At 35.3% G+C, this 19881-nt stretch carries 18 protein-coding genes, 2 rRNA genes and 6 pseudogenes; 12 read left to right on the top strand and 14 right to left on the bottom strand.

The features are described from left to right. Nucleotides 1-102 precede the first annotated feature (102 nt). Nucleotides 103-2868, top strand: a 23S ribosomal RNA gene (locus OPR46_RS04620). A 66-nt stretch (nucleotides 2869-2934) separates the two neighbouring features. After that, a 5S ribosomal RNA gene (gene rrf, locus OPR46_RS04615) occupies nucleotides 2935-3041 on the top strand. 85 nt (nucleotides 3042-3126) lie between these two features. On the opposite strand, the gene OPR46_RS04610 is transcribed toward rrf, so the two are convergent. The 3 genes and pseudogenes from OPR46_RS04610 to rpmH form a co-directional block, all read right to left on the bottom strand. Next, entirely contained in the window at nucleotides 3127-3390 is a 264-nt protein-coding gene (locus OPR46_RS04610) for a hypothetical protein (RefSeq protein WP_077188558.1), read from the bottom strand. 85 nt (nucleotides 3391-3475) lie between these two features. Continuing rightward, nucleotides 3476-3799 (bottom strand): annotated as a pseudogene (gene rnpA / locus OPR46_RS04605) (ribonuclease P protein component); the annotation flags it as partial. 19 nt (nucleotides 3800-3818) lie between these two features. Beyond that, a complete protein-coding gene (gene rpmH, locus OPR46_RS04600) occupies nucleotides 3819-3953 on the bottom strand; it encodes a 50S ribosomal protein L34 (protein WP_006279898.1) in 135 nt (44 codons plus the stop codon). A 107-nt stretch (nucleotides 3954-4060) separates the two neighbouring features. Here rpmH and pstC point away from each other — a divergent pair, with 107 nt between their 5' ends. From pstC to OPR46_RS04580, 4 genes are all read left to right on the top strand, one after another. Continuing rightward, nucleotides 4061-5149, top strand: coding sequence for a phosphate ABC transporter permease subunit PstC (gene pstC, locus OPR46_RS04595; RefSeq protein WP_265044087.1), 1089 nt, complete (start codon nucleotides 4061-4063; stop codon nucleotides 5147-5149). Nucleotides 5150-5250: 101 nt separating this feature from the next. Continuing rightward, nucleotides 5251-6678: a F0F1 ATP synthase subunit beta gene (gene atpD / locus OPR46_RS04590; protein WP_265044086.1), complete on the top strand. Its 1428-nt coding sequence runs from the start codon at nucleotides 5251-5253 to the stop codon at nucleotides 6676-6678. Between the two features lie 12 nt (nucleotides 6679-6690). Further along, nucleotides 6691-7035 (top strand): F0F1 ATP synthase subunit epsilon, encoded by a 345-nt coding sequence (locus tag OPR46_RS04585; protein ID WP_006279902.1) that lies wholly within the window; start codon nucleotides 6691-6693, stop codon nucleotides 7033-7035. A gap of 429 nt (nucleotides 7036-7464) precedes the next feature. After that, the gene (locus OPR46_RS04580) at nucleotides 7465-7599 is read left to right on the top strand and encodes a hypothetical protein (RefSeq protein WP_265042996.1); all 135 of its coding nucleotides are present in this window, start codon (nucleotides 7465-7467) and stop codon (nucleotides 7597-7599) included. Between the two features lie 130 nt (nucleotides 7600-7729). On the opposite strand, the pseudogene OPR46_RS07040 reads toward OPR46_RS04580, so the two are convergent. From OPR46_RS07040 to OPR46_RS04560, 3 genes and pseudogenes are all read right to left on the bottom strand, one after another. Beyond that, nucleotides 7730-7928 (bottom strand): annotated as a pseudogene (locus OPR46_RS07040) (IS3 family transposase); the annotation flags it as partial. 104 nt (nucleotides 7929-8032) lie between these two features. Then, nucleotides 8033-8444: pseudogene (locus tag OPR46_RS07035) on the bottom strand (transposase); the annotation flags it as partial. Between the two features lie 105 nt (nucleotides 8445-8549). Further along, nucleotides 8550-9260 carry a class II aldolase/adducin family protein gene (locus tag OPR46_RS04560; protein ID WP_265042993.1) on the bottom strand — a complete coding sequence of 237 codons (711 nt, stop codon included), beginning with the start codon at nucleotides 9258-9260 and terminating at the stop codon, nucleotides 8550-8552. Nucleotides 9261-9540: 280 nt separating this feature from the next. Here OPR46_RS04560 and OPR46_RS04555 point away from each other — a divergent pair. Then, nucleotides 9541-10164: pseudogene (locus OPR46_RS04555) on the top strand (DEAD/DEAH box helicase family protein). Here the strand turns inward: OPR46_RS04555 and tsaB are convergent. From tsaB to OPR46_RS04540, 3 genes are all read right to left on the bottom strand, one after another. Beyond that, nucleotides 10159-10734 carry a tRNA (adenosine(37)-N6)-threonylcarbamoyltransferase complex dimerization subunit type 1 TsaB gene (tsaB, locus tag OPR46_RS04550; protein ID WP_265042991.1) on the bottom strand — a complete coding sequence of 192 codons (576 nt, stop codon included), beginning with the start codon at nucleotides 10732-10734 and terminating at the stop codon, nucleotides 10159-10161. The pseudogene OPR46_RS04555 and the gene tsaB overlap by 6 nt on opposite strands. Continuing rightward, on the bottom strand, nucleotides 10734-11864 hold the full coding sequence (locus OPR46_RS04545; protein WP_265042989.1) for a dicarboxylate/amino acid:cation symporter: 1131 nt from the start codon (nucleotides 11862-11864) through the stop codon (nucleotides 10734-10736). Before OPR46_RS04545 ends, tsaB begins: the two co-directional genes overlap by 1 nt. Nucleotides 11865-11992: 128 nt before the next feature. Next, a complete protein-coding gene (locus OPR46_RS04540) occupies nucleotides 11993-12982 on the bottom strand; it encodes a ribonucleotide-diphosphate reductase subunit beta (RefSeq protein WP_265042987.1) in 990 nt (329 codons plus the stop codon). Between the two features lie 130 nt (nucleotides 12983-13112). On the opposite strand from OPR46_RS04540, the gene OPR46_RS04535 reads away from it, so the two are divergent. Next, on the top strand, nucleotides 13113-13451 hold the full coding sequence (locus tag OPR46_RS04535; protein ID WP_320109367.1) for an outer membrane protein assembly factor BamE: 339 nt from the start codon (nucleotides 13113-13115) through the stop codon (nucleotides 13449-13451). Nucleotides 13452-13521: 70 nt separating this feature from the next. Here the strand turns inward: OPR46_RS04535 and OPR46_RS04530 are convergent, their stop codons facing one another. The 3 genes and pseudogenes from OPR46_RS04530 to OPR46_RS04510 all read right to left on the bottom strand — a co-directional run bounded on the left by OPR46_RS04530 (nucleotide 13522) and on the right by OPR46_RS04510 (nucleotide 15620). Beyond that, on the bottom strand, nucleotides 13522-13737 hold the full coding sequence (locus tag OPR46_RS04530) for a hypothetical protein (RefSeq protein ID WP_264339319.1): 216 nt from the start codon (nucleotides 13735-13737) through the stop codon (nucleotides 13522-13524). Between the two features lie 174 nt (nucleotides 13738-13911). Further along, nucleotides 13912-14789, bottom strand: a pseudogene (locus tag OPR46_RS07030) (IS5 family transposase); the annotation flags it as partial. Between the two features lie 210 nt (nucleotides 14790-14999). Continuing rightward, nucleotides 15000-15620 (bottom strand): hypothetical protein, encoded by a 621-nt coding sequence (locus OPR46_RS04510; protein WP_265042978.1) that lies wholly within the window; start codon nucleotides 15618-15620, stop codon nucleotides 15000-15002. A gap of 172 nt (nucleotides 15621-15792) precedes the next feature. On the opposite strand from OPR46_RS04510, the pseudogene OPR46_RS06760 reads away from it, so the two are divergent. The 4 genes and pseudogenes from OPR46_RS06760 to OPR46_RS04480 all read left to right on the top strand — a co-directional run bounded on the left by OPR46_RS06760 (nucleotide 15793) and on the right by OPR46_RS04480 (nucleotide 18013). Further along, a pseudogene (locus OPR46_RS06760) lies at nucleotides 15793-16808 on the top strand (PDDEXK nuclease domain-containing protein). Nucleotides 16809-16884: 76 nt separating this feature from the next. Further along, nucleotides 16885-17031 carry a hypothetical protein gene (locus OPR46_RS04490; protein WP_007548499.1) on the top strand — a complete coding sequence of 49 codons (147 nt, stop codon included), beginning with the start codon at nucleotides 16885-16887 and terminating at the stop codon, nucleotides 17029-17031. Continuing rightward, a complete protein-coding gene (gene recO, locus OPR46_RS04485) occupies nucleotides 17015-17737 on the top strand; it encodes a DNA repair protein RecO (RefSeq protein WP_264329797.1) in 723 nt (240 codons plus the stop codon). Before OPR46_RS04490 ends, recO begins: the two co-directional genes overlap by 17 nt. A 144-nt stretch (nucleotides 17738-17881) precedes the next feature. Continuing rightward, nucleotides 17882-18013, top strand: coding sequence for a hypothetical protein (locus OPR46_RS04480; protein ID WP_265042972.1), 132 nt, complete (start codon nucleotides 17882-17884; stop codon nucleotides 18011-18013). A gap of 216 nt (nucleotides 18014-18229) precedes the next feature. On the opposite strand, the gene OPR46_RS04475 is transcribed toward OPR46_RS04480, so the two are convergent. Both OPR46_RS04475 and tatB read right to left on the bottom strand, forming a co-directional pair. After that, a complete protein-coding gene (locus OPR46_RS04475; RefSeq protein WP_265042970.1) occupies nucleotides 18230-19612 on the bottom strand; it encodes a PleD family two-component system response regulator in 1383 nt (460 codons plus the stop codon). Next, nucleotides 19584-19880: a Sec-independent protein translocase subunit TatB gene (gene tatB / locus OPR46_RS04470; protein WP_265042968.1), complete on the bottom strand. Its 297-nt coding sequence runs from the start codon at nucleotides 19878-19880 to the stop codon at nucleotides 19584-19586. The genes OPR46_RS04475 and tatB overlap by 29 nt, the downstream gene beginning before the upstream one ends. Nucleotide 19881: the final 1 nt, after the last annotated feature.

The raw sequence follows: 19881 nt of genomic DNA, 5'->3' as shown, positions 1-19881 counted from the left end.
TTTAGTTTTTTAGATGTTTGACAAGTTTTATGGTAGAGATTAATTTAATCTCAATTCAATTTTAATAATATTTAACTCTGCATATTCTGCATATAGTCGGATAAATAAATTATTAAGAGCACTTGATGGATGCCTTGGCGTTAAGAGGCGATGAAGGACGTGGCAGGCTGCGATAAGCTGTGGGGAATTGTCAACAAATTTTGATCCGCAGATTTCCGAATGGGGAAACCCAACTAGTTTAGCTAGTTATTACGTACTAAGTATGTAAAGCAAACTTGGTGAACTGAAATATCTAAGTAGCCAAAGGAAAAGAAATCAACCGAGATTCTGTTAGTAGTGACGAGCGAAAGCGGAAAAGGCTAGTGATTTAAGAATAAGAATTAGAATACTCTGGAAATAGTAACCATAGAAGGTGATAGTCCTGTATAAGTAGAAAGTTTTTAAATCCTTGAGTAGAGCGGGGCACGTGAAATCCTGTTTGAATATGGGGGGACCATCCTCCAAGCCTAAATACTCCTTGACGACCGATAGTGAACAAGTACCGTGAGGGAAAGGTGAAAAGAACCCCGGGAGGGGAGTGAAATAGAATCTGAAATCAAGTGCTTACAAACAGTTGGAGCTAAATATCAGTTTATTGATATTTAGAGTGACAGCGTACCTTTTGCATAATGGGTCAGCGAGTTAATCTATGAAGCAAGCTTAAGCCGTTAGGTGTAGGCGTAGCGAAAGCAAGTCTGAATAGGGCGTTTTAGTTTTATGGATTAGACCCGAAACCAAGTGATCTAGTCATGACCAGATTGAAGGTGTGGTAAAACACACTCGAGGATCGAACCAGTTAATGTTGCAACATTATTGGATGAGTTGTGATTAGGGGTGAAAGGCCAATCAAACTTGGAAATAGCTGGTTCTCCGCGAAATCTATTTAGGTAGAGCGTTGTATGTATGTTGTTGGGGGTAGAGCACTGGATAGACTAGGGGGATTCACCGTCTTACCAAATCTAACTAAACTCCGAATACCAACAATTAATTATACAGCAGGCACACTACGGGTGCTAAGTCCGTGGTGAAGAGGGAAACAACCCAGATCACTATCTAAGGTCCCAAAATTACAGCTAAGTGGGGAAGGAAGTAGAAAAACCATTACAGCTAGGAGGTTGGCTTGGAAGCAGCCATCCTTTAAAGAAAGCGTAACAGCTCACTTGTCTAAATAAGTTTTTCTGCGCCGAAAATGTACCGGGGCTAAAGCTGTATACCGAAGATGTGAGTGCTTATTGATTTCGATCAATAGGCGCGGTAGCGGAGCGTTCCGTAAGTCTGTGAAGGTGGTTTGTGAAAACTGCTGGAGATATCGGAAGTGAGAATGCTGACATAAGTAGCGTAAAAGAGTGTGAAAAACACTCTCACCAAAAATCTAAGGGTTCCTACGTTAAGTTAATCTGCGTAGGGTTAGTCGGTTCCTAAGGCGAGTCCGTAAAGGAGTAGTCGATGGCAATTAGGTTAATATTCCTAAACCTCTTAAGTGTGACGGGTTTCGTATTTGTATAGATCTTATTGGATTGATCTATGCTTAAAAGAAGCTCCAGGAAATAGCACTTATATTTATGAGGCCGTACCGCAAACCGACACTGGTGGATGAGTAGAGTATACTAAGGTGTTGAAAGAATGATGTTGAAGGAACTCGGCAAATTATACCTGTAACTTCGGAAGAAGGGTAACCTGCTTTTAGGCAACTATGAGTAGGTGGCACAAAATAGGGAGTAGCGACTGTTTACTAAAAACACAGGACTCTGCAAACACGTAAGTGGAAGTATAGGGTCTGACGCCTGCCCGGTGCTGGAAGGTTAATAGGAAGGGTGCAAGCTCCGAATTGAAGCCCCAGTAAACGGCGGCCGTAACACTGACGGTCCTAAGGTAGCGAAATTCCTTGTCGGGTAAGTTCCGACCCGCACGAATGGCGTAACGATTTCTCCACTGTCTCCAACATCACTTCAGCGAAATTGAATTCCCCGTGCAGATGCGGGGTACCCGCGGTTAGACGAAGAGACCCCGTGCACCTTTACTATATCTTTACATTGCTATTGAAAGTGTGATGTGCAGGATAGGTGGGAGACTTTGAAGTTATGGCGCTAGCTATAATGGAGTCAACCTTGAGATACCACCCTTTACACTTTTGATATCTAACTATGTTTCATTATCTGGAACTAGGACATTGTATAGTGGGTAGTTTGACTGGGGCGGTCGCCTCCTAAAAAGTAACGGAGGCGTGCGAAGGTAAGCTAGAGCTGGTCGGAAATCAGCTTGATAGTATAATGGCATAAGCTTGCCTGACTGCGAGGCTGACAAGCCAAGCAGAGACGAAAGTCGGTCATAGTGATCCGGTGATTCTGTATGGAAGGGTCATCGCTCAACGGATAAAAGGTACGCCGGGGATAACAGGCTGATGGTGTTCGAGCGTTCATAGCGACGACACCGTTTGGCACCTCGATGTCGACTCATCACATCCTGGGGCTGAAGAAGGTCCCAAGGGTTCGGCTGTTCGCCGATTAAAGTGATACGTGAGTTGGGTTTAGAACGTCGTGAGACAGTTCGGTTTCTATCTGCCGTGGGTGAAGGAAATTTGAGAAGGTCTGACTCTAGTACGAGAGGACCGAGATGGATATACCTCTGGTGTACCAGCTGTTATGCCAATAGCATCGCTGGGTGGCTATGTATAGATGGGATAATTGCTGAAAGCATATAAGCAAGAAACCCTCTTCAAAAAGATTTCCCAATTAAGGCCGTGGAAGACTACCACGTTGATAGGCTAGGTGTGGAAGCATGGTAACACGTGAAGCTAACTAGTACTAATAGCCTGATTGATTTATTTGCTTTCTATATGTGTGTATGCAGTGTTAAATATTAAGTTAAAGTTGTTAAGTTAGAAATTTTTATTGACTTGGTGGCTATAGCAAAAATGAACCACCCGATCTCATCTCGAACTCGGAAGTGAAACTTTTTAGCGCTGATGGTACTTGAAAAGGGAGAGTAGGTCGCCGCCAAGTTTGTAAAAATTTCTTTGTTAATTGGACAGTAGGTATACTTATATTTTAACTTTCTTGTTTTGTTACTATTCTTTAAGTTTTTACTTTAACTACGATATCTTTTTTTTCTTATGTGTTCTTGGTCATTTTCTACATTATTTAGCATTGTTCCTACTTCCCCTAATTGATTCCCTTTTGAAGGAGAATTACTGATTTCTGGTAATATTACATTACCTCCCACTTTTTTAAATAATTCTTCTTGTTGGCGAAATGCTGACCTCCAATCTGTTCCTGTTCCTTTAGGAAGAAATAAGAATTGATACATCTGACCAAAGCCTGTGTTATTTACCTCTTTTATATGCTCTACCATTCACCATACCCATTAACTATTTTTAAAAATTTTACCTATACTATCATAAAAAATATAGTTGTAAATACCTTAATTGAGATTTTTTTTATTTTATCTTTTTTAAGCAAATAGTTAGATCTTTTTGTAAGTTTTTATAACTTGCTTGCATAATGTTTCTATGAGTTAGTATTATGTAGTAGTGCCCTATATTACTTATATTTAAAATGCTAATTTTAGCAAGCATTCGTAGTTGTCTTTTTATTTTATTTCTTTTTGCTGCTTTTCCGGTTTTTTTACTGATAGCCAGACCTACTCTAATAGTATGAATGTACTTTTCAGGTTCTCTTTCTTTTATAGCGTACAGTGATATATAAAGCCCACGATAAAAAAGACTGTTGAGTGCTAACTTATTTTTGAAAGCAGAAGAAAAATCTTTTTTTTTATACTTACTATGCGCATAATTTGTTACACCCTAATGAACGGCGCCTATTAAGGATTTTTCTTCCAGCTCTTGTTGCCATACGTGAACGAAATCCGTGTCTGCGCTTTCTTATCAAATTTTTTGGTTGAAATGTTCTCTTCATTGTTTTTATATTAATATAATTATTTATTTTAAATTGTTTTACTTTATTGTCAAATAATGGTGAACTTGTATGACATTTTCGTAGAATAAAATTTGATGCATGGAAGAATGAATTCGGTGATAGTCATACCTGTCTTACTAATCCTTTTATTTTGTTTTAGTAGGTTTCAAGAAGTAAATAAGGGTAAATCTTATCTATATCTTAGTTGTGTATGGATGCTAACTTGGTTGTTAGTATTCTATAATAATTGTTTTGTAACTTTTATTTCTATAGCGTTACTTTTTTTCATGCTTGCTTTTATCTTTAAAAATAAAAGAAATAAGATAATAAAACTTTCGTTATTTGTGGCTTTGGCCATATCATTTTTTATCACTTTATTTATAATGCTGTCTATTTTTATTCAATCCATTAGTTTTTTTAATAAAGTAGCTATTTCAGAATTCTTGTTTTGCTTGAAATGGGGCCACAATGTAGTTACTATCAATGAAGAGAAGATAGGATGTTTTGGTATAGCGCCGCTTTTAGTTGGTACATTACTTATAACTATTATAGCAATGTTAGTTGTTGTTCCGCTTGGTTTATTTTCTGCAATATATATTAGTGAATATGCGAGTGAGAAAGTGCGTTATATTGTTAATACAACTTTGCAAGTTTTGTCTGCTATTCCTACGGTTGTATATGGATATTTCGCGGTTGTGTTTTTGTCTTTCTTTATAAAGCAGGTAGCAAATTTTTTTGGTTTAAGTATACACTCAGAAAGTGCCTTAGTTGCCGGTTTATCGATTGGGATAATGATTCTTCCTTTTATTATTTCTTTACTCGAAGATGCCATAAGATCTGTTCCAAAAAGCTTGCGTTATGGCTTCATGGCACTTGGTGCAACTCCAGCGGAAACTATATGGCATATAACAATACCTTATGCAATGCCTACAATTTTAAGTGCAATTTTATTGTCAATTTCAAGAGTGATAGGTGAAACAATGATTGTGCTAATGGCTGTGGGAATCAACGCAAATTTGACTTTTAACCCTCTTAATTCAGTTACTACCATTACCGTCCAGATCGCTACATTACTTACCGGAGATCAGGATTTCAATAGTGTACAGACTCTTGCTGCTTATGCGCTTAGTTTAGTATTGTTTATTATTACTTGGCTATTAAATGCATTTGCATTGTTTGTAATGAAGCGTAACTAGTAAGCGTTTTAATGTTGCAAAATTTCTATTAATAATATAAAATTTATTTTCTTTAGAAGTTCTTTTATGGAATTATAGTGTTAGGTGATAAAAATAAAGAGATGGATATAGGTAGAGCGATTAAGGTAACTCAAGCAGTTGTTGATATAAAATTTGAAGGTGAATTGCCTAAAATATTTAATGCTTTAAAAAGCAAACTAAAATATAAGGATAAGGAGCTGGTTTTAGAAGTTTCGCAGCATATAGGTGACAATATAGTTCGTTGTATTGCTATGGATAGCACAGATGGCATGTCAAGGGGGGATGAATTTGTTGATACAGGTGCACCAATATCGGTGCCAATTGGGCGTTCAACTTTAGGAAGGATTTTTAATGTTGTTGGAGAGCTTATAGATGAGTGTGGTCCACTGAAGGGAAAGTATAACTTAGAGCCTATACACAGAGCACCTCCAAGTTTTACTGAACAGAGAATACAGGAAGAAGTTTTAGTTACGGGAATAAAAGTTATAGATCTTCTTGCACCTTATCTTAAAGGAGGAAAAATTGGCTTATTTGGTGGAGCCGGTGTTGGTAAAACAGTCCTAATAATGGAATTAATTAATAATATAGCAAAAGCTCATAAAGGATTTTCTGTGTTTGCCGGGGTAGGGGAGAGAACGCGTGAAGGTAACGATCTTTATCACGAGATGATCACTTCAAATGTAATAAATATAAATGAGCATGAAAAATCTCAAGCTGTTTTGGTTTATGGTCAGATGAATGAGCCTCCTGGAGCAAGGGCTAGAGTTGCTTTAACAGCACTTACTATGGCAGAGTATTTTCGTGACCGTGAAAACCAAGATGTTCTATTTTTTGTGGATAATATCTTTAGATTTACACAAGCTGGTTCTGAAATTTCTGCTTTACTTGGAAGAATACCGTCAGCTGTTGGTTATCAGCCAACCCTTGCAACTGATATGGGTGCAATGCAAGAAAGAATAGCTTCAACAACTTCTGGCTCTATTACTTCTGTGCAAGCTATATATGTTCCTGCGGACGATTTGACTGATCCAGCCCCAGCAACTACATTCTCTCACCTTGATGCAACCACAGTGTTGTCAAGGCAAATAGCTGAAATGGGAATATACCCTGCTGTTGATCCACTTGATTCAACTTCTCAGTCTTTATCTGCTGAAATCATTGGTGAAGAACATTATAATGTAGCTTCTGAGGTGAAACGTATATTGCAAACTTATAAATCACTGCAAGATATTATCGCAATACTTGGTATGGATGAGCTATCTGATGAAGATAAAATTATTGTTGATAGGGCTCGTAAGATTCAGAAATTTCTTTCTCAACCTTTTCACGTTGCAGAAATATTTACTGGCATGCCTGGTAAATTTGTTTCACTTTCTGATACTGTTTCCAGTTTTAAAGGGATTGTTGAAGGCAAATATGATCACTTACCAGAGGCTGCTTTTTATATGGTGGGGAATATAGATGAAGCAATAAAAAAGGCTGAATTAATACAAGCTGAAGCTAAATAAAAGTTAAAGATTATGAATACTTTTAAAGTGCAATTTTTCTCTCCTGATGATCAAATTTCATTCAGTGGAGTGGTTTCTCTTTCAGTAACTGGGCTCGAAGGGGAGCTTATGATTTTAGCTCACCATGCTCCTTACTTAATTTATTTATTGCCTGGTATGATTACTGTTAAAATGAGTAACCAAACAGAAAAGAAGGTTGTAATTGATAGTGGCGTATTAGAAGTTGCAAATAATAATTGTAGCATTATAACAAGTCAAATTCAGGTTTTTGATCGTGCAATTCATGATGAGAAATCGTTTAAAAATAAGAGAATTAGTATATATTTAAGTTATCTTGATGAGAAGTTTCTTTCTTAGGTTATTTTAGGCAAAAAGTCAATTATCATTCAAGTGGCTATAAGATTTTTGCTCAGGGGGCTCTTTTTTGTCATCCCAGAAACCCCGGGGTGTCATCCCAGTGTCGGAGTACTTTAGGTGTATGATCTCAGAGTGTGATGGTATGGGACCATACACCTAATCAAATAAAAATTAAAGAAGGAGAGTTGGTTGTAACGGTTGGAGATAACGACTTTGTTTTACCTGGAATTTACGTTGGATAAACTACAAAAAATAACAGGTAAAAATCAACGTAAATTTAAGATAAATCGATTTTATTAGTATTATCAAATCAAAATCTGTTTTTAATTAATCAATAATACTTTTTTACATATTTTCATCCCCTTTCATGGATTTTTTAATTTTATAGATGATATAGCTCTTTTTACAATAATCCGAACAGACCGTAATATGCTACTGGCCTGCTATAGCCATAAACACATATCTTATCGCATTCGGACTATTATAAGAAAGGCTATATCATGTTACTCATTAACCACCATGCGTGAATATAGGTCAATTATTGCCGCCAACAACCTTCTTTAGTTTTTATGTAGGTAATCCCAAACTTTATAGCTCTTTTTACAATAATCCGAACAGACCGTAATATGCTACTGGCCTGCTATAGCCATAAACACATATCTTATCACATTCGGACTATTATAAGAAAGGCTATATTTGGCTGATCAGTAGTAAAATTTTGATCCAATGTGTTCGGAGCCACAACTCGGTTGCTTATTTGCTGTTTTTTATTTTTGAACCTTCGTCTAAGCTTGGTTTTAATGCCATTTTCTTGCATAACACTTTGTACTGTTTTAATTTTTGCCTAAAGCTTTTAATTCAGCGTGAATTTTAGGGGCTCCATATCTGCATTTATAGCCTTTCTTATAATAGTCCGAATGTGATAAGATATGTGTTTATGGCTATAGCAGGCCAGTAGCATATTACGGTCTGTTCGGATTATTGTAAAAAGAGCTATAGAAGCTTGATGTATTTTTTGAATATCTGCTAGAAGCCCTTCTTTTGCTAATTCTTTACTGCTTTTTTCCTTAGCAACCAATACCACCAGTACAAAACCCTACATAGTTCCTGTATTTTATAGCAATTTCTATATAAAAGAATACTTTACTCTTTTTCTTTGCCCAGGGCTTTTTTTAAAATGTCTCTTTCTCTTGTTAGTTCTTTTTTTAGATCAAATCTTTCTTTGTCATAAGGAGCCTTTGCCTGGAAATGCGTATGCTCCAGACATTTTTCCATCATATTTTCTTACTTAACATACTGCCATCTATACCTAGATCTTTTGCTATTTTTGTACTTGCTTGACCTGTTTCTTTAACCAGCTTAACAGCTTCTAATTTGAATTCTGCTGTATATTCTCTTCTATTTGTCATATTTTGAAAAAACGTTTTATTTTACTCCAAAAACGTCTTAACTTTCTCTCTACTTTTTCTGGGTAAGGTCACTACTTGGATGACAGATAGTAGTGCGAAAGTCTCTTACAACTTACTTTTAATTAGTCTAACCCATGCGTGCCAATCCCTCTCACCAAGATTGCTTTCAAAAGATAGGAGATCCTTTACAGCTTTTGAGCAAATTTCTTCACTTGGAATTGATAACTCCTTATTCATTGCTAACGTTAAACATTGAGTTTTGCACGCTTGTTCTAAATGATACGAGTAAAACATTGCTTCTTGTATAGTCCGACCACACGTTATAGATCCATGATTACGCATTAACATGACAAAATTTTCTTTCAGATCAGCTATTAACCTCTTTCCTTCTGTATCGCTAAGTGCTAGGGAATTATAATTATGGTAAGAGATTTTATTGTAAAAGTGCAGTGCCCATTGACTTATAGGAAGCAGCCCATCTTTGAGAGAAGAAACCGCTACAATAGAAGGTGTATGCAAGTGAAAAATTGCTTGAATATCTTTCCTTGCTTGATAAACAAAACCATGAATTATATAGCCAGTTCTATTATATTGATATTCTTTGCCTTCAATTACATCTCCATCAAATGATACTTTCATTAACGAACGTTCATCTACTTCATCAAAACGCATACCAAACGGATAAATATAAAACGACTTTTGATCTTCAGAACGCACTGAAAGGTGAGTATATGTATGATCATCGAACTTAAGGTAGGACAAAATATGATAGGCATAGACTAGATCCCTTTTTACTCTGCTCTTTGTTAACAACACAATCCTCTGTTAGAATCTTCTGAAGGTTTATACGCGAAAAGAGACTTCTAGTAAACTAATAAGTCTATGCCACTCTGTCTTGCTTTCTGAATACCAAACACTTTTGTGTTGTAGCTTGCTTAAAAATAGTTATCGTTATTATAGAGTTTATATACAGAATTTATGTTTTTAAATTACATAATATCTTAACTACAAAAATAATTTTCTATATAATGTTTCATATGTTTTAAAGCTTCATTTTTATGTTATTATGAATGTAAGTTTCAAGATTGAAAATAATATGGTAAATATTAACACAAAAAAACAGCCAGCAGGATTTTTCATATCTCTCTCTGGTATTCCGGGAAGTGGTAAACTTTCCACAGCAATAGAATTATCTAATATAATAAACGCATTAATTGTAAATAGTAAGTTCTATAACAATGTTCAAGCTTGCTCTATATACGATGGTGTCTTTGAACGTGATCAAATACCTAAAGAAGTTCAAGATAGAATATATGGCATTATGCAAATTATGCTTCAGGTAATAGAAAATTATCCGATTCACTCAAAAAATTACATATTTATTGATGAGTTGATGGAAAATAATGACCAGAACATGAGGATGTATGATTCAATAGTAAGGCTTAGTAAAAAAATGAACACAGAAATCCTTCCTGTGGTACTTAGGTGTGATCTACCAACATTACAAAAGCGTATTGCATTAAAAAGGCAAAGAAAAAATAGGAAGGTGATTAATCTAAATAGCATTGTAGAGAAATTTAGGACTGACGATTTATTTATACCACCAAGTGCCATAGAGATAGAAAATTCAGATATGAGTATAAAATAAGTAGCTCAAGAGATAGTAAACCAGATGCACAAGCTTAGTAACATTGCATGTACGCGAAAGAATAGTCTATAATGATTTCATATACTGAGGCTCATTTAAATATAGAGCTTCAACTTCATTTAATTTTTGCTTGTTCTCTAATCTATAACGGACTAATAGCCCTGCATGGCTAGCATTTAAATTGCAATCCATATGTGTACTGCTTGTAGCGTGACACTGGGATCCAGGTGCAGATAGTGGCAATAAATTGAAATCAAATAACTGCGTATAAAACCCTTGAGCATTTTTGACTATAGCTCTGATATTTTTTTTGTTATTCGTACAAAGCAAAGATATTGCGTAGGCTTGAACTTCCAGCGCACTAACTCCGTATAATGGCTTATTTGTAGCAAGATTTATACCTTGTGTAGCTGACATACCAACTCTAATTCCAGTGAAACTTCCTGGTCCAACTACTACCACTAAATGATCTATTTTATCATAATTATAGTTGTGCTTATCAAACAAAGTATTCAGAATTTGAAAAAATGATTCTGCATGATTGTTGCTGGCGGAATTGTGCTCTACAAAACAGTTACCATCATAATCAACTATTGCTATTGAACTACCAATACCTACAGTATCAATCGCTAAAATAGACATTACTTAAGCTTATCATAGAGTTTTGTAAACATTATAGCAAAGGCACCATTACCCATAACGTTTGCTGAAGTGATTATTGGATCAAACACTATATACAGTGCTGTGATTAACGAAAGCATTTCTGGAGAAAATTTGAGGTATTTCTCAAGAATAGGTAGCATTACCATAATTCCTCCTGCCGGAACTGCCACGATAGCAAACTTAAATAACAAAAAATAGAGAAGGAAAGTTACATAGTCTGTTGTGCAGAATGAATAACCGGAGGCAATTATCATTGATAATATTATAATAAAAAAGCAATCACCTACTAAATGAAAGCTAGCAGTTATTGGTACAACAGACGATGCTATGTCAGGTTGCTTTACATTTTTTTTGCTTCCTTCAAGAGTAAGTGGCATAGTTGCATTACTAGACATTGTGCTCATTGCAGTAATAAATGCCGGTATCATATTGCCTATACTAGCTATCCAGCTTGTGATCTTTAATGAATTTGCTGCTCCATATAAGAGGAAAACATAAAGGTAGGTTGCAGATGCTATAATAATGAAAATTATTGAGTAATCCTTAAATATTATAGATAAAACTTGATCATGCTGCATTTTTAAAGCAAGCCCAAGTACAAATATTGGAATAATCGGCGTCAAAAACGTCTTCAAAATAAAGAGAGTTAAATCTAACATTTTGTTCGAAAGCTCTTTGCTTTTCTTGGGTAGCAGTGTGGACACTACTATGCTGGACACAAATCCACAGGCAAGGGCATAAAAATTAGAAAGCAATGCAGGCAGCCTAAACGACCATAAGGGAACAATTGTTTCTTCATACGTTATATCTTGTATTGAATGAGTGTTTTGTATGATAAAATGCCCAACAGAATAAGCTATTAAACTTGAAGCCAGATTTGACAAGAAGATCATTATAATAAGTAACAATATGAACTTTATAGCTGACTGCTTAAGATTGTTAACACTGCTAAAGATTAACGCAAAAATAACAAAAGGCATTATAAATAGCAAAACCTCTTTTATACTCAGGCTCACTGAGTACAAGAAGGTTTTTATTTCCATTGGAACTAAATGACCAAAGAATGCAGCTGAAGTGATGACCGTGAGTAAGATTAATAGTTGTAGCACGTTCTTATATACCAATGTCCTATGGACATATATATGGTAAGTTAGTTGTTAAGTAAAGCAAAACTGTCTAAACTGCACAGCAAATGGTGTAATGAAAGTGGAATGACAAAAAAGAGTGAAATTAGCATTCACTTATTATTCGTGTCATTTTCAGTAAAAGCTTCTTCCCACATGCCTTGAGTTGCTGCGCGGCTATACTCTGTTACTCTATTTTCAAAGAAATTCGTATGTTCAACGCCATTTAGTATTTCATCAAGCCACGGAATAGGATTATCATTGACATCATATATGGACTCAAGACCTAATTGCATTAACCGTCTGTTTGCTACGTAGCGTATGTAATTGCGCACTTCTTCTGCGGATAGTCCTTCAACATCTCCTAAATCAAAGGCAAGCTTTATGAATTCGTCCTCAAGTTCAACGATGGTGCGACATGCAGAATATAATTCCTCTTTAAACTCGTTGTCCCAAATTTCATTATTCTCTTTAATAAATGTATTAAATAACATGATAATTGAATTGGTGTGCAAAGTTTCATCACGGGCTGACCAGGCGATTATCTGCCCCATTCCTTTCATTTTTCCAAAACGTTGGAAATTGAGCAAAATTGCAAATGATGCAAATAACTGCAACCCTTCAGTGAATGCACCAAACACTGCTAGAGTTTTAGCTACATGTTTTTTATCGTGTTTTTTGCTTTCCTCGAATTCCAACATATATTCATATTTCTTTCTCATAGCATCATACTTTAAAAATGCTTGATACTCACTTTCTGGCATGCCAATTGTGTCTAAAAGATAAGAATAAGCTGCAATGTGTATGGTTTCCATATTGGAAAAGCTTGCAAGCATCATGCATATTTCTGTTGGCTTAAATATATTTGAATAATGCCTCATGTAGCAGTTATTTACTTCAATGTCTGCCTGAGTAAAAAATCTAAAGATCTGGGTTAGTAGATTTTTTTCTACACTTGAAAGTTTAGTTTTCCAATCCTTCACGTCATCAGCGAGCGGAACTTCTTCAGGTATCCAATGGATTCTTTGTTGCTGCAGCCACGCATCATACGCCCAAGGGTAATTAAAAGGTTTGTATATTGGATCTGCTTCTAACAATGACATAAGACACCTATTATTTTCTAAAGTAAATATTATATTAAGTGATATTGAGAATCAGTCAATTTAACTTTTTTGAAATTTGACGGCAGATAATTTATTGTGTATTATAGCTTCAAGTAATTTATCAACAGAAATGCGAGTATTAATATCTTTTATTTTATTATTTACAGTGAGCTGCACTCACACTATTCACAATCACGGAGCTCCTGGCATTAGTGTTGAATTGTGGAGCAAGATAAAAGTAGGTGACGATAAAGAAAAAGTGGTTCACACTTTAGGATCACCAACATTAGTATCAAAGTTCGATGACAATGTTTGGTACTATGTCTCATATAAAATTAAACAAGCCAATTTTTTAGGAAAAAGGAAGTATAGTAGTAAGTCTCTGCGAATTTCATTCGACCAGGACGGTAAAGTTGAAGATACAAAAGAAACTGACATCTTAGAGAGATCTTTGGCTGTTTCTGATTGAAAGTTTGCTCAGATCTTCCTACGTCATACCGCGGTTCATTCCATAACTGTACGAACATTGCGATTTGGGCCTACCAGAAGGGTGTCATGAAAGTAGCTGACACTAGTTCCTTTATGACGGCAGTGCCCAGACTACTTGGATCCAGGAAACTTAATTGCAAGTAATGCATTGGGTTTGGTAAGTATGGGTTTTGCGTTATAGAATGAAGCACTTTTGGTGAATTTGTAAAGAAAACTGGATCCCAGTGGGCTTTGTTGCATCGCTCTTCGGATAGTAGGTAACGCACAATAAATTTATGAAGCTATCTCAAATTTAGCCATACCAATATCAGTGAACTTATTGAGCAAATAGCATTTATAGCCTTTCTTATAATAGTCCGAATGCGATAAGATATGTGTTTATGGCTATAGCAGGCCAGTAGCATATTACGGTCTGTTCGGATTATTGTAAAAAGAGCTATAACAAGTAGTTCCTTCTCTCTATTTGTCTCAGATTTATTCCTAAAACTAAACCCGAATGTTTGTTTCAGTCGCGAGAAAAAACTTTCTATATAAGATCTTTTTCCATAACTCATCTCTTTTTTCCACTTCTTTATACCATCTTCATCATATGACTTTATGAGCTTGACTGCAGAATTTCTCTCAGCCATATAGTCTAACTTTGGATGCTCTGCTGCGTTGTTTTTCGGAGGAATTTTCGTTTTTATACCATATTGATTACACAGCTTATAGAGCTTTTCTCTGTCATATGCCCTATCTGCATATAGTACTTTTATGACATACTGAAAATCGACTTCTTTTAGCAAATCACAAGCTCCATAGTGATCAGCCGTTACTGTATTTTACAGCTATGGCTTTTTTCCTGTTTGTATTCAACATTACATACAATTTTCTTGTCTGTTCATAGCTGCGATACTTTCTATCTTCGCTATTTCCTTTGCTATGACCAGGAGTGTTGTTGTATATACTAATTCCTGTACTGTCTATAGCAATTTCGATATCTTCCATATTATTTTCTGCAATCATTGATCTTAATATTGAGTTTCTTAAACCTTCTTGATGATTGTGAATAGCTGATAACTTGCAAATTTTTCCCAATTTGCTCAAGGTATCCTGCTATAAACCCAACTGTTTGCCTCAGGCCTATTCTAAATAAACAAGTTATTATGTGCACCAAAATTACAACTTTATCGCTATAAATATTGTTGCCACCTGGTATTTTTGGACCATTCTCGTACCACTTTTCTATGGCTTCGTTGATATAATGAAAAATATTTCCTCTTTTTTCTAGAAATTTGTTATATTCGCTATGGTTACTGACCCTCATTTTTTGTGGCATATTTTTTCTTTCAAGGTTAAACGGCTATTTTATAATGAATTTTGTCAGTAGCCACCAGATTTTTTCAGTTGCTATGCAACAAAGCCATCCCAGTGTCAAGCACTGGGATGACACCATTTGTTGTAAACTCACTTTTACTCTATGGTTATACTACCTTGCTGCTATCCTGAACGGATACAGTGGGCTTATTAAATTATAGAATTACTTTAGCTATAGAATAAAATCTAGTGTTACTTCACGCCAAATGTGGTGGTGCTGATTAGGCAAGCCGGTCAATGGGCTACATTTATATACTGCACGCATTGCATTATCTGCTATCGACCTGAAAAGTGGATTATTTCGATAGGAATCACTGTCTGCTACATCCGCCATAATTATCTCGCCTTGACTGGATAACAATAAGTTAATTTTTATATTAAAATTTTCTTTGTAAGCTATGCTTTCAGGAATGCTCCAGCATTTTGTGAGCTTGTCTCTTATAGAGTTAATAATTTCTGTTACAACTAATTCATCCTTTTTGCTCTCAACGCTTTTTTCGTTTCCTATTTCATTTTTTGCCCCTCTAACATCCCTTCTTAGTTTTTTCTCTACACTTTTTTTTCTTTTTGGAATTGGAATGAATTCTTTACCCTCGTTAATAATGACTTCTTCTTGCATTTCGATAATTTGCCTCGGTTGTGCTACAACAGTGTGCTCAACTATTTCTTTTTTCCTTTGTGGTATAGGAACAGCTAACGTATCATTCGTTTGGGCTTTTGTTGAAGATAACGAAAAAAGCAAAAAACAACATAAAGACAAAAAAAGAATATAATTCGAATAGAAAAAACGCATATGTTAAGCAGCTTGTTTTACTGGTTTAAAGCTAATATTGCACGTAAAGTCAATATATTTTAGTTGATGGACGAGTTTGAAGTCAATAAGGAATCCCTTCAAAGCTGAAGGCAAGCGAAAGATTGTCTTCTCGACAGACAAAGGAATTGTATAATGGATTAAAAGGAACCGTATGACAAAAATTATAGCAAAAGAATATACAGAATTTTTAGAGCAATTGAAGGATCATATTGCAACAAACCGTTATAAAGCAGCACTTGCAGTAAATAGTAAGCTTATTTTGCTTTACCACCATATTGGTACAGAGATCCTAAAACGCCAAAATCTGGGGAGCTAAGGTAATTGATCAATTAAGTAAGGATTTGAGAAGTACATTTCCAGAAATGAAAGGCTTTAGCACGAGAAATCTGAAGTATATGCGTAAGTTTGCCGAAGAATATTCTGATGTTGAATTTGTGCAGGAGCCTCTTGCACAATTAACTTGGTATCACAATATCACTCTTTTGGAAAAAATAGAAAGTCATGAAATAAGATTATTTTATGTAAAAAAAGCTATTGAACATACGTAACATTATGATGATGCAGATAGAACTTGGACTACATAAACGTCAAGGAAAAGCAATAACTAATTTTAAAGAAAAATTACCATCTCCACAATCCGATCTAGCACATTACACATTAAAAGATCCGTATATTTTTGATTTTTTAAGTATAGGTAAGGATGCTCATGAAAGAGAAGTAGAAAAAGGACTCGTAGGGCATATGGAAAAATTTCTGTTAGAACTCGGTGAAGGATTTGCATTTGTTGGTAGACAATTTCATTTAGATGTTGGTAATAAAGACTTTTATATTGATTTATTATTCTATCATTTAAAGTTACGTTGCTTCGTAGTGATTGAACTAAAAGATAAGGATTTTAAGCCGGAATATGCTGGTAAAATGAATTTTTATCTTTCTGCAGTTGATGATTTACTGAAGCACTCGACAGATCAACCTTCTATAGGGTTAATCTTATGTAAATCTAAAGACGATGTACTTGCTAAATATACACTCCGAGACATGAACAAGCCAATAGGGCTAGCAGAATATCGAATAACTGAAAATCTACCAGAGAACATAAAAACAGCTTTACCGACGATAGAAGAATTAGAAGCTGAATTATCCAAAATTTCAGACGAGGAAAAGTAATGTTACTAAAATCATTCAAACAATTATTTAGCAAACCAAAAGCTCAGTATGAAATGCATCAGGCTCAGGAAGAAGAGTGGCAGCCAATAACTTACTCTCTCATAGCCTTGAAACTTTGGAAGCAAACAGTAACGGAGTAAGTGATTTTTATGGATTACACGCTCTAGGTGCACTATCCTATATATCATACGGTCAATACACTCTAAATGAGATGGAAAGATGAAGGCATCATTATAGCTGCTAAAAAATACGGCGATAAAAACTTAATTCTTTCTCTGTTTACAAAAAATCATGGAAAGCGCAGGGGATTAACTAAGCTAACAAACAATAGCAATTATAAGTTTCAGATAAGTAATCTATTACATGCAGAATGGAGTGCTAAGTTACCTGAAAATCTAGGTTTTTTAAAGTGCGAATTAATCGAATCTCCATTCCATCATTTCTTTCAAGATAGGTTAAAAAGCATTACTATTGTTTCTTTCTCCTCTATTTTAGAAAAAGTGCTTCCAGAAAGTGAACCCTGTGCCATGCTGTATGACAATTTTCGATATTTCATCGATGTAATTAAACACAACAATCAGTCTTGGCAAAGCCATTATCTTAACTTAGAGCTTCTGCTTCTTACGCAATTGGGATTCAAGTTAGACTTATCCAAATGCGCTGTAACAGGTGTTAAGGAAAATCTGCAATTTATTTCTCCAAAAACTGGTAGAGCAGTGTCAAAAAAAGTAGGAGATTATTATGCAGATAAACTCCTACCTTTTCCACAAATGTTGCATGATGTATACAATAATACCCTACAAAACAGCTACTCATTCCAAGAATTTCAGTTAGGACTGAAAGTCACAGGATATTTTTTAAATAAGTATCTATTTTTGCAGTTAAACGTGAAATTTCCAGAGCTGAGAAACCTCATGTTGTCGCTTTAATCTTAGTTATCATTTTTTTGAAATCATTTCAGAAATCTATAGCTAACCCAAGCAACACGTCATACCGCGATTCATTCCATAGCTGTACAAACATTCATTTTTGAAGGTATAGCTCTTTTTACAATAATCCGAACAGACCGTAATATGCTACTGGCCTGCTATAGCCATAAACACATATCTTATCGCATTCGGACTATTATAAGAAGGGCTATAAATTGCACAGCAAATGGTGTCATTCCAGTGCTTGACACTGGAATCCAGAAATTTTGCTTATAACTGAGCTGATGAGCTAAAGGTAGTTGTCTTACGCTAAAACAAACGTTTTTAATTAAGTTGCATAGAAGCTGGATCGCAGTGTCTGGGCACTGGGATGACATCCCACTGGTGGGAATTGCTCCCAAACTACAACGTTCGTACAGTTGTGCGCGGTATCTCAGCATAGATTCCGCTAACGAGTAGCGGAATGACGGTTGTCGGTAAACTTAAGCCACTTTAGCTATAGCCAGTAACCACTCTATTTCTACCACTGTTTTTTGCTTTATATAAATATTTGTCGGCACGTACTATAAATTTTTTAATATCATCAAAGTCAGATCCTTGCATTTCTGCAATTCCAATGCTCACAGTTACATTATGGGTTGTATTTTTATCCGCAAGTACAAAAGGTTCTTTAGCAATAATTTTTCGTATTCTCTCCGCAATAGTATACGCATCTGATACATTGGTATCTGGCATTACAACAACAAACTCCTCACCACCAAACCTAGCTAGTAAATCTGTCACTCTGATATTTTCAGAAATTCTTTTCTGTATTTGCTTTAAAAGTTCATCTCCAGCACTATGCCCAAAACTGTCATTCACTATCTTAAAATAGTCTATATCAAGTATCATAAGAGACAACCTTCTATCCTTTTCCACATAGTCCTTAACAATGTTTCTTAAGTGTGCATCAAAATATCTTCTATTATAACAGTTAGTTAATGGGTCCTTTATAGACATTTCCGCATTATTAAATAAATTCATTCTCAAGGCATCTTGATATCTTTTGCGTTTTACTTGCGAATTAACCCTTGCTATTAGCTCACCCTCATCCAAAGGTACTGTTAAATAATCATTAGCACCTACATCAAGTGCTTTTACTAAATTGTTTTTATCATAATCCTCAGAAAGAATCAGAATTGGTGTATAACGTGTTTCCACCTTACTACGAAACTCAGAACACAAACGCAAGCCGTCAGCTTTTGAAAATTGCATATCAGAAATAATCAGGTCGTAACCATTCTCAATACCAACCTTCAATGCTTCCATTGGATCACTCAGTATTTTAATTGACCTAAAGCGTTGCTTTAATATATTATATATCTGCTCTGCTTGATGAACATCCTCATCTATAACAAGTATGTTAGCATCAAAAATCTGATTGGAATAATCCATAATACTGTTTCCTGCGACTCCACCAATCTCAGCGTTAGTTTCTCCTCTCAAACGCAATTCATCGATAATCATCTTTAAGCGTGTGAGAGACTTAATTCGTGCAGATAAAGCAGTTTCGTTTATTGGTTTAGTCAGAAAATCATCCGCGCCAGCATTAATACCTTGCACTCTATCATGAGTATCATGCAGCGCAGTTACCATAATTATTGGAATATGGGTTGTCAAGGGATCACTCTTTAGCTCCTTACAAACTTCAAAGCCATTCATCTTTGGCATCATGATATCAAGTAATATAATATCAGGCTGCTGCTTTGCTACTAAATCTATAGCTTCTTCACCATCATGAGCTACGATAACCGTATAGTACTCTGCTTTTAGTAGAGCTTCTAAAAGCTTGACATTAGATAGTACATCATCTACTACCAGAATCTTCGCTGTCATTATCTTTAGATGTATTATCTATATCGTAAGTAGGATAAAGCTTACCATTTTTACCAACTATGTAATTTACTTTCTCAGTATTACACTCTTTATATGAGTCTTCAATTCCGCCATCCTTCAATAACCTTCTGGCTTTTAACCTTACAATTGTAAAATACCTATATATAGTCTTAATAAAATCAATAAATACAGGTACCTTATTTTTATCAAGAACAATTATGCTCACTAAAGCTACAACTAAAATTTCCGAAAGACCTATATTGAACATT

This window comes from Wolbachia endosymbiont (group A) of Scambus nigricans, from assembly GCF_947251485.1.
GTDB classification, from domain to species: Bacteria; Pseudomonadota; Alphaproteobacteria; order Rickettsiales; family Anaplasmataceae; genus Wolbachia; species Wolbachia pipientis.
This window is presented reverse-complemented; position numbering and strand designations above follow the sequence as displayed.

What these genes read in the sequence shown, in the direction of transcription:
- OPR46_RS04535 (WP_320109367.1), top strand. Translation starts at nt 13,113, where the DNA reads ATGCGAGTATTAATATCTTTTATTTTATTATTTACAGTGAGCTGCACT.
- OPR46_RS04585 (WP_006279902.1), top strand. Translation starts at nt 6,691, where the DNA reads ATGAATACTTTTAAAGTGCAATTTTTCTCTCCTGATGATCAAATTTCA.
- OPR46_RS04480 (WP_265042972.1), top strand. Translation starts at nt 17,882, where the DNA reads ATGCTACTGGCCTGCTATAGCCATAAACACATATCTTATCGCATTCGG.
- atpD (WP_265044086.1), top strand. Translation starts at nt 5,251, where the DNA reads ATGGATATAGGTAGAGCGATTAAGGTAACTCAAGCAGTTGTTGATATA.
- tsaB (WP_265042991.1), bottom strand. Translation starts at nt 10,734, where the DNA reads ATGTCTATTTTAGCGATTGATACTGTAGGTATTGGTAGTTCAATAGCA.
- OPR46_RS04475 (WP_265042970.1), bottom strand. Translation starts at nt 19,612, where the DNA reads ATGACAGCGAAGATTCTGGTAGTAGATGATGTACTATCTAATGTCAAG.
- OPR46_RS04610 (WP_077188558.1), bottom strand. Translation starts at nt 3,390, where the DNA reads ATGGTAGAGCATATAAAAGAGGTAAATAACACAGGCTTTGGTCAGATG.
- tatB (WP_265042968.1), bottom strand. Translation starts at nt 19,880, where the DNA reads ATGTTCAATATAGGTCTTTCGGAAATTTTAGTTGTAGCTTTAGTGAGC.
- pstC (WP_265044087.1), top strand. Translation starts at nt 4,061, where the DNA reads ATGAATTCGGTGATAGTCATACCTGTCTTACTAATCCTTTTATTTTGT.
- recO (WP_264329797.1), top strand. Translation starts at nt 17,015, where the DNA reads ATGAGATGGAAAGATGAAGGCATCATTATAGCTGCTAAAAAATACGGC.
- OPR46_RS04580 (WP_265042996.1), top strand. Translation starts at nt 7,465, where the DNA reads ATGCTACTGGCCTGCTATAGCCATAAACACATATCTTATCGCATTCGG.
- rpmH (WP_006279898.1), bottom strand. Translation starts at nt 3,953, where the DNA reads ATGAAGAGAACATTTCAACCAAAAAATTTGATAAGAAAGCGCAGACAC.
- OPR46_RS04540 (WP_265042987.1), bottom strand. Translation starts at nt 12,982, where the DNA reads ATGTCATTGTTAGAAGCAGATCCAATATACAAACCTTTTAATTACCCT.
- OPR46_RS04510 (WP_265042978.1), bottom strand. Translation starts at nt 15,620, where the DNA reads ATGCGTTTTTTCTATTCGAATTATATTCTTTTTTTGTCTTTATGTTGT.